The sequence below is a fragment of the Streptomyces sp. NPDC048171 genome (assembly GCF_043202655.1).
Lineage (GTDB): Bacteria > Actinomycetota > Actinomycetes > Streptomycetales > Streptomycetaceae > Streptomyces.
The window spans coordinates 1-12,996 of sequence record NZ_JBIDAU010000020.1; the positions used below are offsets into that span (position 1 = coordinate 1).

Consider the following 12,996-nt stretch of genomic DNA (forward strand, 5'->3'; position numbering starts at 1 on the left):
CACAGGTCCGTGTGCCGGCTGACGTCGCCGTCCGGCGGTGTGAGGCCGGCCAGCAGCGTCAGGAGCAGGTTGTCGCACTGAGGGTGGTACGACAGTGCGGCCCGCAGGGGCGAGGCTTTCGCGTAGTGGCTGCTCACCTGTCCGACCGCGCGCCTGGAAAGAGCGCCGGGGTCTCCCCAGTAGTGCCAGGTGAGCAGCGATAATGCCGTCTGCGAGAGATCAGGGGGTACGGGGCTGTCGTGGCTCCAGTGCTCGAACCAGGAGTGGTTGTTGCCCGCTGCCCGGCTCATGACCAGTTTGTGGACACCGGCCGTGTTGTTCCGGTCGCACTGGTCCGGGAGACGCGAGTCCTGCAGCCACGGACGATCGCCGTCGAACAGGTCGAAGCGGTGCCTCCACCGGCCGAAGTAGCCGCCGATGCCGGCCTTGCGGCCGTCAGGCAGGTCGATGCTCTGCTCGACAAGCCCCTCTTCGAGGACCTGTTCGCGCCGGTCGCCCCAGCTTCCGGGTCCAGCCTCGTCCAGAGCGGTGATCCGGGCGGTCAGCGCATACAGCAAGCGCAGCAGCGCCGAGTGAGCCGGAGCTTCCGGAACCAGCAGCGTGCGGATCTGCCGGGCGTGTACGAACAGGTCCCTGAGCCCCACTACAGGCGGGCCGGACTGCCCCTCCACCCATGCGACCGGGATCCATGGCTGGTCGACCAGATTGGACGCAGACGTGGTCACGCGCCCCTCCCCCCATCGTTGCGCGTCATCGAATACTAGAAGGACCCCTGGGGAGGATGTGGGCGGTTCACGGCAACTGATCGACGCTCAGGCCCAGGTCGCTTAGGTGGAATCGGTGCCCCTCGCCGGTTCGCACCCATCCTCCGTCTACCGGGGTGACGTTCAGCCGGAGGACAGTTTTGAGGGCGGCCATGTTGCGCCAGACGCTGTTTGCGTCGCCCTTCACGCCGTCGACGAGCCGCTGCGGTACGGGGATCAGGTAGGGGACAAGCTGACCCGGCCTCGGTCGGCGCTTGGAATCGCGCGCCAGCTTCTCCTTGAGGGCCCCCTCTTCCAGGAGGGACCCCGGGTACAGGCACACCACATGCACCAGGTCCTCACCGAGCACGGAAGGAAGCAGACCGGGCTCCATACCAGGGTGGACCCGGCTCAGCAGGCCGAGGTCGCCATCGAGCTCCCACGGCCCCGGCACCTGCAGCCAGCCCGCAGTACCGGTAGCCCTTCGTTCCCGGACCGTCCGCCGGTTGTCGATCTGCTGAAGCTCACGCCCCGCAGTCTCCCCCAGCCTGTCCACGAGCTCATCGGCGTAGACCTCGTCCAACAACGTGGGCACTTCCTCCGGCAGGGAAATCGTCCTGCCGGCCCCCAGGACCAGGCCGGTACGCCGCACCAACGCGACATCGTCCAGTTCGGACGTGCTGTCCGCCCGGAGCACCACGAGCCGCGGCTGGTCACCCGCGCTCTGTGCCGCGCGGGCCAGCAGGCTGGCGAGCGGCGCCGGCCCCGAAACGACGAAGTCGAAGCGCAGACCCCTGACGTGTTCCAGCATCGGCGTCGTCACCAGCACGGAAGGACCGCTGACGCCGCCGTCAGGAGAGAAGGTGCTCCGGCAGGCCGCGAGACGCCGCCATCGGTCCTTGTTGCGCATCTGCTCGTGAACCAGGGTCACCTCGAGAGCGGGCAGGTCCTGCGAGAGCTGACGGAACGTACGGATGGCTTCCGCAGGCGTCGACCGGTAGACGACAGCCCGGCCCTTGCCGGCCTCGGCCAAGGGGGCAAGTGCTGCCTGGATCTCGTCGTACGGTGCACCATCAACGACCTCGATGCTGAGCGTGGCAGCATCAACGATTCCCGCGGGCTGACGGGGCAGGTGCCCCATTCCGGACTGTGCATCCACGAACGACCACGCCGGCAGCCGGCGAGACTGCACCATCGCCTCCTTGCCGCCTCCAGCCCCACGGCGATAGGCCGCCAGCATCGCGTCCACCGACTTGTCCGCAGACATCGCCGCCAGGACCACGGGAATCTGCAGCGCAGCGGCCCACTCCAGGAACCGGAGCATCAGCTTCTGACCCCAGGCACCGCGGGCATGGGCCTCATCCACCACGACGACCTTGCCGGAGAAGGCAAAGAGCCGCATCACGTTGAACTTCACCGGCATCACCGCCTGGAGAAGTTCGTCCACCGTCCCCGTACCCAGCGCCGCCAAGAGCGCACGGTGATGGGAATTGAGCCAGCTGTTCGCTGTCAGGACCCACTCCTCACCAGGCTCCGCGCTGACATCACCGCTCGCATGGGCATGCGCCCACTGCTGCGCGGCTTCCGCCGGCTTCAACCGCGACGAGCTGTGAAGCAGGAGAGATCGCCAGGGACCCGTCAGGGCCTGCTCAGCGAAAGCATGCAGCTGCGTCATGTGACTGTCGGCCGCCGAACCGGTCGGCAGCGCATAGAACAGACCTCGCGCGTCCACCGCATGCCCCAGGACCGCCGCTGCACGAAGAGCCGCCTCCGTACGCTCCTGCGACGGCGCAGCCGTCACTACCACCAGGCCCGGCCCGTGCGCGGTCACCAGATCAGGCAACTGGGCTTCCACACTGGCCGCAAGACTGGTCTCGCCCGCGCACTGAACCGGCCCCGGCCGGGCGAAACCCGTCCCGGCCAGGTCGCTCTGCTCCACCAGCCGCAGAGCCGCTGCCCGGGCAACTGGCCAGTAGGCGTCGAGGTCTTCCCGCGTGCCGGCCCATCCCTCCTCCCTGAGCCTGGCTCGAATCTCTTCGTCGATGCTGGCCAGCCAGTCCGACAGGGTCACCAGCCCCGTCAGGACGACAGCCGCGCCCGGCGTCATCCGCCCCTGCGGAACCGGTGCCGCCCCCGTCACCCGGCGCACCTCATCGAAGTGAACCCGCCGCTGCTCCTCCCACCTGCCCGTGCCCAGACCGGGATGACGGGCGGCAGGGCACCGGTAGTCCTTGGCGTAGACCACCGGGTGGAAGCGGCCGCCGTGCCCACCGAGCATCTGGGCCACCGCGTGACTGAGCCGGGACTGCGGACGCCGCTTCGACGACGGATAGCCGATCTCCTCAAAGATCCCAGCCAGCCACCAGTGCGCCGCCGCCTCATGCGACTGCCCATCCAGCGCGGCGCCGGCCGGGAACCCGTAGCCCGGCTCACCGCACAGGTCCTGCGCCAGCAGCTGCCCGTCCGCGTACTTCGGGCCGATGCGGTGCAGTTGGAACGGCACGCTGATCTTCCCGATATCGTGCAGTCCCGCCCAGAACGCCACAAGCGCCCGCGCCTCCCCGTCCGGAACCTGCAGCGCCTTAACCACCATGCTCCGCTGGTGTGAGGTCAGCAGCTCATCCCAGACGACCTCCGCAACGGCTGCCGTATCCAGCAGATGACAGATCAAAGGATGCGTGCAGTGAGCCCCCCGGGCGTTCTTGCCCAGCCCGGCAGCCTTGCCCCACAGGCGGGCGTCCAGGGACATGCAGTGCTCCTCGTCACGGACCCAGTGCAGGCGTGCCTCACCAGGGCCGCGGCAGACACATCCAGCCGCAGCTCCCCCTTCATCCTGCTACACCTCGTTGCAGGCCGACGGGGGTAATTCCCTCAACCACCGCCACACCAACGGGTATCCGCCGTAGAGTACATACCGCTGCACGCCTCCCTGGGAGGTGCGCGGAACCTCATTGCCTCTCCAAGCAACGGCAACGCCGAGCAGAACGCACGACCCTCTCGAGGGATGTGGCGCAACCTCGGCCCAGTCTGCGCTCTGGAGATGCAATGTCCCGGTTCCTGCACAAGTTCGTCCTGCGCCGCGAGGTACTCCTCGAGACCTCACGCGTAGTGATCAGCGCAGTCATCCGCGCCCTGATCAGCGAACTCGTCAGCTGGCTCATCTGAGCCGACGGTGACGGACCCCAAGTGGTCCGTCACCCCTCATTTGCAGACGACCCCACTGGCTGAACACGTCTCCGCGTCACAGGGATACACCACAGGACGAGAAGCCCGGCTACCAGCGGTGCCGCCGACACCGCGAGCGGAGAAGTCCCCGCCACCGCAAGCCCTCTCTCCGCCGACGCAGGGGTGTTCCGTTGTCCCAGCCCGCTCCGACCAGGTGGCCGCCGGCCACCCTGACGACGGCGGGATATCCCACACGGGCAACTGCGCCAGCTCGAAGCGCTGTCTGTCCTCCCCGCCGGCCCGCGGGGGCGGCCTGGCAGTCCTCCCCGCCGACGCGAGAGTGTTCCGTTGTCGCCGTCTAGGACGACGAGCCAGAACGCGGTCTCCCCGCTGGCGCGGGGGTGTTCCGGCCCAACCGGTCTGGTTGATGTCCCACCGGTAATCCTCCCCGCCGACGCGGGGGTGTTCCGCCCTGCCGCTCATGGTCAGCGTGGTGCAGGTCGTCCTCCCGCCGACGCGGAGGTGTTCCGTACAGAGCGGGGACGATGCCGCGCTCCATGACATCCTCCCTGCCGACGCCGGGGTGTCCCGGTCATCAAGGGGGACGTCTGCGCCGTGGAAGGGTCCTCTCTGCCCACGCGGGGGCGTTTCGAGGCCCGGGTCGCTGACGTTGCCGACACGGGTGTCCTCCCCACCGACGCGGGGTCTTCCGACGAGTGGGCGGCCAGCGTGGCCGGACTGCTCGTCCTCCTGCCGACGCGGGGGTGTTCCGGACTTCGGGGGAACGCCGTCGAACTCTTCGACGTCCTCCCCGCTGAGGCGGGGGTGTTCCGGACGGCGGCAAGGAAACGTGGGTCTGCTTCGAGTCCTCCCCGCCGACGTGGGAGTGTTCCGAAACTCAGGGCTTGGACCTTGTCGAACGGGGAGTCTTCCCCGCCGACGCGGGGGTGTTCCGGTCCGGGCGCTGGACCATGCCGCGCAGACCATGTCCTCCCCGCGGACGCGGGGGTGTTCCGTGGCAGCTCAAACTTGGGTACCGCGGTTCTGTGTCCTCCCCGCCGACGCGAGGGTGCGCCGACGATCCGGTACGCGGGGGTCCCCGGCTCGGAGTCCTCCCTGCCGACGTAGGGGTGTTCCGACGACGTGCTCGGGCTTCAGATCCCCGTACGCGTCCTCCCCGCCGACGCGGGGCTTCCCGAAGCCGTCCTCGGTCTCTGGGTCGTAGTCCACGTCCTCCCTGCCGACGCGGGGATGTTCCGTCGTGGTTGGTGACGAGATCGCCGTGGGGACCGTCCTCCCCGCCAACGCGGGGGTGTTCCGAGATCCGACCTGTAGGTTGACCACATCGTCCCGCCCTCGCCGCTGAAGCGGAGGTGATCCGCTATCCAGCCGGGCATTGCGGATCTTCGTGCGGTCATCCCTGCCGACGCGGGGGTGGTTCGGAATCGCAGTCCCGCCCGCCGAACCCACAGGCGTCCTCCCTACCGAGGCTGGAGTGTTCCGCTCGGCGGCGGCCCGATGACGTGGTGGGGCGGACCCTCCTCGCCGACACGAGGGTGCCCCGGACGCCCAGGGCAACGCCACGGTGACCACTCCGTTCTCCTCGCCGACGCCGGGGTGCTCCGATGTCGGCGACGGGCCAGTCCCAGACCGGGGCGTCCTCCCCGCCGACGCGGGGGTGTTCCGGGCACCACTAGTGTGGCGACTGCCCGGCATAGGTCCTCCCCGCCGACGCGGGGGTGTTCCGGCGGGTTCCGAGGCCCGGTACCGCTACCTGTCGTCCTCCCCGCCGGCGCGGGGGTGTTCCGCAGCACAAGGACTCCAAGACGGAGCTGACGGCGTCCTCCCCGCCGACGCGGGGGTGTTCCGCCCACCGTCCTGCCGTCGCTCGGATTGCCGCGGTCCTCCCCGCCGACGCGGGGGTGTTCCGTACCCCTCCGGGTCCTCCATCGCCGCCAGCTCGTCCTCCCCGCCGACGCGGGGGTGTTCCGGCCCGCCGGTTGGGCATGCCGGGGGTGTCGCCGTCCTCCCCGCCGACGCGGGGGTGTTCCGCTCTACGACCGCCCGGCCCCGCCCGCGCCCCGGTCCTCCCCGCCGACGCGGGGGCGTTCCGGTGACAGCATGGAAGAGAACGGACAGCCGGACGTCCTCCCCGCCGACGCGGGGGTCTTCCGGTGATGCCGTCAGGGGTGCCGCCGGACGGCGGGTCCTCCCCGCCGACGCGGGGGTGTTCCGAACGGGCGCCAGGCCGTCGAAATCCTCACCGTGCCCTCCTCGCCGACGCGGGGGTGTTCCGCAGACCGTGCCCTGCAGCTTCGCGTGCACGTCGTCCTCCCCGCCGACGCGGGGGTGCTCCGCCGGAGCAGTCCCAGCTCGGGTTGCCGTAGCCGTCGTCTCCGCCGGAGCGGGGGGTTCCGCTCAGCATGCTGCTGCGCATCGCCTAGGTCCTGTCCTCCCTGCCGACGCGGGGGCGTTCCGCTGAGCCGGTTCCCGGGCCCGTCGATGGTCTGGCCCTCCCCGCCAATGCGGGGGTGCTCCGATGGTCGCCGCGGTGCTGCCGGTGCTGGCTGAGTCCTCCCCGCCGACGCGGCGGTTCCGACTCGACGGGCCCGTCCCCGAGGATCCTGATGGCCTTCCTGCCAACGCAGGGGTGTTCCGACGGGGTCGTTGGTAAGCAGGTACCAGGCTTCGCCTTCCCCCGCCGACGCGGGGGTGTTCCGTGGCCCGTGTGCCAGCCGGTCTGGATCGCGACGTCTTCCCCGCCGACGTGGGGTGTTCCGATCTGTTCGAGTCGCAGAGCTTCCGGCCGGTGGTCCTCCGCGCCGACGCGGGGTGCTCCGTCGTGCGCACCGAGGGCCTGGCGCATCTCGGGGTCCTCCCCGCCAACACGGGGGTGTTCCGCAGATGGGCCCGCTTCCCGCCGACCTGGACCCGTCCTCCCCGCCGGCGCGGGGGTGTTCCGTACTCCGCCGGCACGCTGAGGCGTGCGAAGGGGTCCTTCCGAGGTGGGGGTGTTCCGTCGGTCCATTGCCCTTGCTCCGCCATGGAGTGGTCCTCCCCTCCGACGCGGGGGTACTCCGGATGGGCCAGGACCGAGGCGTGAGTCACGCGTTCCGCTGCTGACACAGGGAGTGTTCCCAAACTGAACAAGCCCTTCCTCGACCTTGGCCCGGCCCTCCCTGCCGACGTAGGGGTACTCCGATCAAGGCGACTCGGACCCAGTTTCAGGACAAGCCATCCCCGCCGACGCGGGGGTGTTCCGGCCGGTGCGTTCGATGGAGCGCTGCACGATATGCCCTCCCCTCCGGCGCGGGGGTGTTCCGAACGTTTCCACGGTGCTCTGGGTCTGGGCGGAGTCCTCCCCGCCGACGCGGGGATGTTCCGAGGGTGCTCACTGCGGGCCCTCCAAGCTGGTGGTCTCCCCGCCGAAGCGGGGGTGTTCCGACGGCGAAGCCGGGCGACGACATTACCTCCGGGCCCTCCCCTCCGACGCGGGAACGCTCCGGCCCTCGACGCCAAGCAGCCCGTCACCATCACGTCCTCCCCGCCGACGCGGGGGTGCTCCGAGGGTCCCGACCACAATCCAGATCCAGTCTTTGTCCTCCCTGCCGACGCGGGGGTGTTCCGTGCACGGCCATCCGCGCACCGGCCCGGTAGGTGTCCTCCCCGCCGACGCGGGGGTGTTCCGGCGTGCCGCTGCAGCCGCACGTACAGGTCCCGGTCCTCTCCGCCGACGCGGGGGTGTTCCGTTCTCGGTCTGCCAGCGGCCGTCTTGTCGCCAGTCCTCCCCGCCGACGCGGGGGCGTTCCGAAGGAGCGAGAATTGTCGCTGCACGTCTTCACGTCCCCGCCAACGCGGGGGTGTTCCGGTCATCGCGCGGCGCGACCAGCTCGCCACAAAGTCCTCCCCGCCGACGCGGGGGTGCTCCGAGGTTCCCGACCACAATTAAAATCCAGTCCTTGTCCTCCCCGCCGACGCGAGGGTGTTCCGATCTCGGCCACCGCCGTACTCCGCTTCGCCCTGTCCTTCCGGCCGACGCGGGGGTGCTCCGTACCTCGTCGGCGAGCTCGAGACGACCCTCGTGTCCTTCCTGCCGACGCGGGGGTGTTCCGTCACGTGCCTTTCCTTGCAGGTTCGGAAGGTCGTCCTCCCCGCCGACGCGGGGTGCTCCGTCCATCAGGCTCTGGTGGTACGCCGTGCCGTCGTCCCGGGGGTGTTCCGTTCCGGTCGACCCAGGTCTGCCGTACGGACTCGTCCTCCCCGCCGACGCGGGTGTTCCGTGACCATGCAGAAGCGCTCGATGACCGCCGCCGTCCTCCCCGGTCGGCGACGGCAGCACGTACCGGTGGTGGCTGTCCTCCCCGCCAACGCGGGGGTGTTCGGATCCTGATGCAGTGGACGCAGGCGTAGGGCAGGCCCTCCCCGCCGACGCGGGAGTGTTCCGACCCCCACCACGTCCAGGGCGTTGTTCTCGTTGTCCTCCCCGTCGACGTCGGGGTGTTCCGCCCTCGAACAGCGGGGCCGGCGTGGTCCGGTCGTCCTCCCCGCCGAAGCGGGGTGCTCCGCCATTCTTGTCCGGGATGTACGCGGCGCCGCGGTCCACCCCGCCGACGCGGGGGTGCTCCGGCACGCGGCGACGTCCTCGCGGACGCGGGCCTGTCCTCCCCACCGACGCGGGGGTGCTTCGGGCCACCGCGATGGCATCGCCACCGCCTGCCCGTCCTCTCCGCCGACGCGGGGGTGTCCCGGACCACCAGCCGCGCGTGACGGCACGGGCACAGTCCTCCCCGCCGACGCGGGGGTGTTCCGGCCAGCCCCGACAGGCCGTCCCGAAGGACCTGGTCCTCCCCGCCGACGCGGGAGTGCTTCGCGGACGGGCCCCTCGTGGCCGACGAGCAGGTCGTCCTCCCCGCCGACGCGGGGGTGTTCCGATCTCGACGATGTAGTTCGTCCCCGCGAGCCCGCCCTCCCCGCCGACGCGGGGGTGCTCCGCTCCGGAACCCCGGAGAACCCCAAGGCGCTCATGCCCTCCCCGCCGACACAGGGGTGCTCCGGTGGACCAGCGCATCTACGACCTGCGGCACGAGTCCTCCCCGCTGATACGGGGGTGCTCCGACGATCTGGAACGGTTCGGGGACAGGCTGCAAATTCTCCCCGCCGACGCGAGGGTGCTCCGACGGTGGGCAACACGATGTACTGGAACGCCAAGTTTTTCCCGTCGACGCAGGGGTGCTCCGTGCTTGGTGTAGCCGTGGGTGACCCAGCGCCGGTTGTCTTTGCCGACGCAGGGGTGTTCCGGCGGACGCCATACAGTGCTGGCGCAGCCGGCAATGCTCCCCGCTGGCCCGTCGGGGGTGTTCCGCACCAACCGACCACCACCACGGCGGCCTGGCTGTCCTCCCCGCCGACGCGAGGGTGTTCCGAAGGCGTCCCCGGTCTCCGGGTCATAGTGCACGTCCTCCCCGCCGACGCGGGGATGTTCCGGAGGTCGACTGAATGCCTGCAGGTCGCTTCCGGTCCTCCCCGCTGACGCGGGGGTGTTCCCCGCCCAGGAGGACGACGTGCCGTACACCATGTCCTCCGCCGCCGACGCGGGGGTGTTCCGGCCGTGCCCAACCCGCACGGTCCGGCTCTTCCGTCCTCCCCGCCAACGGGGGGTGTTCCGTCGTCGAGCGGACCGAACGGTCACGCGCACGGTCCTCCCCGCCGAAGCAGGGGTGTTCCGCCGGGCCTGCCGAGCCACCGCACATCCGCACGGTCCCCCCGCCGAAGCAGGGGTGTTCCGTAGAGGGTAAAGGCCACCTTGTTGGGGAGGCCGTCCTCCCCGCCGACGCGGGAGTGTTCCGGACTGGAAGAAGCACGCCCGGCCGGTCGAACTGTCCTCCCCGCCGACGCGGGGGTGTTCCGCACTTGACCTTGTCGATCTCCATCTCGAAGAGGTCCTCCCCGCCGACGTGGGGATGTTCCGTACCCGCGGTAGTCTCCGGCGTCGGTGATGCCGTCCTCCCCGCCGACGTGGGGGTGTTCCGTTTTGGGCAATGGAGTGTCTGTGTGGGGGCCAGTCCTCCCCGCCGACGCGGGGGTGTTCCGCCCCACCGGACTACTTCGGGAGTTACCAGCTCGTCCTCCCCGCCGACGCGGGGGTGCTCCGCGGTGTCGCACGTCGTCCTTCGCCTGCCTGTGGTCCTCCCCGCCGACGCGGGGGTGTTCCGGCCTCGGGGTTCTGATGGATGTCCGGGTCGCGGTCCTCCCCGCCGACGCGGGGGTGCTTCGGCCGCCCAGAAGTCGGACCGCTACGCGGGCGCGTCCTCCCCGCCGACGCGGGGGGCTTCGTGACCATGCAGAAGCGCAGCATGACGGCCGGTGCCCTCCCCGCCGACGCGGGAGTGCTTCGCCGGGCATCCTGGCCTGGATGGATAAGGCGGAGTCCTCCCCGCCGACGCGGGGGTGTCCGCCGGAGTTCCTGCGGGCCCTGGTGGCGCACCTGTCCTCCCCGCCGACGCGGGAGTGCTCCGTCGCCATCGGCCCACTCCGGCCTCTCAGTCGAGTCCTCCCCGCCGACACGGGGGCGCTCCGCGGTGACGGCCTGCGCGGCGATGCGCTGGGCCGTCCTCCCCGCCGACGCGGGGGTGTTCCAAGCTGCGCGCCGCCACTACCTCCGCCGCCTCGTCCTCCCCGCCGACGCGGGAGTGTCCCGATCAAGGCCACTCGGACGCAGTTCCAGGACACGCCGTCCCCGCTGACGCGGGGGTGCCCCGCAGCCGCGCACGTCGGCGCACTCGACGTAGAGATTTTCCGGCCGATACAGGGATGCTCCGGTAGAAAGAGGCGACCGACCCTCGTCCCGACCGTCCTCCCCCGCCGACGCGGGGATGTTCCAATTGCTTCAGCCCAGGCGAGGGTAGGTCTGCAGGCTTCCCGCCGACGCGGGGGTGTTCCGTCGACGCCAAACATGCTGCCGCTGCCAGCAGCGCGGCAACGACCTCCACCACGCGGTCCAAGCCCTCGCCCACCTGCACAACCTCGCCCTGGCCGCATGACCCGACTGCCCAGAATCCGGTACTGCCCTGCCCGGACGCAAACTCCTGCAACACGCTTCACTCGACGGCGGCAGCCAGCCACAGTTGGGCACGCCCTTGCCTGCTACTGGCGGCTTTTGCCAGTGTTCCTAGCCGGTGAGGTGTGGGCACCTAACTACGTACGCTAGGGGGTGGGGCGTGACGGCAACTGTAGTCACTGGCCTGGTTGCGCTTGTCGGTGTAGTGCTGGGCGGTTGGCTTTCGCTGCGCAATCAGGACCGCATGTGGCAACGGGAGCACCAACGACAGTGGCGCGATATCCGTCTGTCCGCGTGCAATGACTTCTTGGCGGCCAACAGGCGCTACGTCGCCTACGTTCTTGATCCTGATGCGGTCGTCACCGCCGTGCCCCATCCCCGTGAGCCCGGTCGACTGATGCCTTTTTTCAACGAAACCGGCAGGCCGTACAAAGAGGCGCTGGAAGCGGGCTTCACTGCGATGCGCCTCGTGATCCAGCGCCCTGAGACCGTACGCGCCGGCGTAGCACTCGTAAACTGCGCTCGCGAGGTAGCCGCGGCCCGCGCGACACTCTCCGAGGCAGACATCCCCTCGCCGGCCTTCGAACGTCTGTGGACAGCCGAGCAGGACTTCATCAACGCCGTCCGCACCGAACTGGGCCTGGACGCGATCTCCCGCCAGCCATGATGGCCAGTCGCAAGAACAGATGTGCTCACGGCCTGCCAGGCGACTCGCCGTCCTGACCGTCTTGTGCGGTCGCAGGGCAAGTTAGGTGACCCAGGTAGTGCGGCGCGTAATCCGGTGCCAAAATTCGGACCCCCTGACTAACTGATGGCCTCGTGAAGGCGAGCAGCCGTGGCGTACGCCATCGACTGCGCTAACGCGGGGCGCTCCAGTATGGGCCACTCCGTGGGCCAGGCCGCTGCCCCGGGGTGTCCCGTCGGGGGGCCGCGTGATCGCCGCCCTTTACCTCCTCCCCGCCGACGCAGGGGTGCTCCGTGGTCTGGAACCGTTATCCCGTGTCCTCCTTGCCGAAGCGGGGGTGCTCCGCGCCGGTCCCGCACGATGCAGTGGCCGTGTCGGTCCTCCCTGCTGGCGCAGCCGCCGTGCTCCCCGCCGGCCCGCGGGGGTGTTCCGCACCAGCCGACCACCACCACGGCGGCCCGACCGCCTTCCCCGCCGTTGCGGGGGTGCTCCGGGTCCGGAGTCCCTGGACCGCGTGCTCGTCGTGCCCTCCCCACCGACGCGGGGGTGTTACGCCCTGGGTTCGCCGACACGGGGGTGCTGTGTCCACATTCGTCGACACGCGGAACTGAGCCGCGTGGCAGCCGGTTCGGTCGGCACGGGTATTCGGGGCCTAGGCTCCCAGTCGTGATTGAAACCATTATTTTCGACGTTGGCGAGACGCTCACCCGAGACGATCGGTACTGGGCGTCCTGGGCCGACTGGCTGGAGGTCCCCCGCCACACCCTGTCTGCGCTCGTGGGTGCCGTCGTCGCTCAAGGGCAGGACAATGCCGAGGCGCTGCGTCTCGTGCGGCCGGGCATCGACGTTGCTGCCGAGTACCGCGCCCGCGAGGCCGCCGGCCGCGGCGAGACCCTGGGCGAAGGCGACCTCTACAGCGACGTACGGCCTGCACTGGCCGCCTTGCGGGACCTAGGCATACGCGTGATCGTCGCGGGCAACCAGACGACTCGCGCAGGTGACCTGCTGCGCAGCCTCGCCCTGCCGGCAGACCTCGTCGTCACCTCTGGCGAGTGGGGTGTTGCCAAGCCGGAACCAGAGTTCTTCCACCGAGTGCTGGAGGTGGCGCAGGCGGAGCCGGACGAGACCCTGTACGTCGGCGACCATCCAGCCAACGATGTTTTCCCCGCCAAGGCTGCCGGCCTGGGCGTCGCACACATCCGCCGAGGCCCCTGGGGCCACCTGTGGGCGGACTCCCGTGAAGTGGCGGCCGCGGCGGACTGGCGGATCAACAGCCTCACGGAGCTGGCCGACATCGTCCGCGGCTGACCAGTGCGAAGCGGCCTCACTGCTCGAAGTTTGGGGCC

General features: G+C 70.1%; 4 protein-coding genes and 2 CRISPR repeat arrays. Of the genes, 2 read left to right on the forward strand and 2 right to left on the reverse strand.

The annotated features are described in order from the left end of the window. On the reverse strand, positions 1–725 hold a 725-nt coding region (casA, locus tag ACGF3J_RS36905), incomplete at its 3' end, for a type I-E CRISPR-associated protein Cse1/CasA (protein ID WP_393855886.1). A 67-nt stretch (positions 726–792) separates the two neighbouring features. Then, the gene (locus ACGF3J_RS36910) at positions 793–3,492 is read right to left on the reverse strand and encodes a CRISPR-associated endonuclease Cas3'' (RefSeq protein ID WP_393855887.1); all 2,700 of its coding nucleotides are present in this window, start codon (positions 3,490–3,492) and stop codon (positions 793–795) included. A gap of 1,951 nt (positions 3,493–5,443) precedes the next feature. Next, a CRISPR array of direct repeats spans positions 5,444–6,508; the repeat unit is 29 nt; unit sequence GTCCTCCCCGCCGACGCGGGGGTGTTCCG. Positions 6,509–8,262: 1,754 nt separating this feature from the next. After that, a CRISPR array of direct repeats spans positions 8,263–9,201; the repeat unit is 24 nt; unit sequence GTCCTCCCCGCCGACGCGGGGGTG. Between the two features lie 1,924 nt (positions 9,202–11,125). Here ACGF3J_RS36910 and ACGF3J_RS36915 point away from each other — a divergent pair. Together ACGF3J_RS36915 and ACGF3J_RS36920 are read left to right on the forward strand one after the other, a co-directional pair. Further along, a complete protein-coding gene (locus ACGF3J_RS36915; protein WP_356611103.1) occupies positions 11,126–11,632 on the forward strand; it encodes a hypothetical protein in 507 nt (168 codons plus the stop codon). 684 nt (positions 11,633–12,316) lie between these two features. After that, positions 12,317–12,958: an HAD family hydrolase gene (locus ACGF3J_RS36920; RefSeq protein WP_393855888.1), complete on the forward strand. Its 642-nt coding sequence runs from the start codon at positions 12,317–12,319 to the stop codon at positions 12,956–12,958. Positions 12,959–12,996 lie beyond the last annotated feature (38 nt).

What these genes read in the sequence shown, in the direction of transcription:
- ACGF3J_RS36910 (WP_393855887.1), bottom strand. Translation starts at nt 3,492, where the DNA reads ATGTCCCTGGACGCCCGCCTGTGGGGCAAGGCTGCCGGGCTGGGCAAG.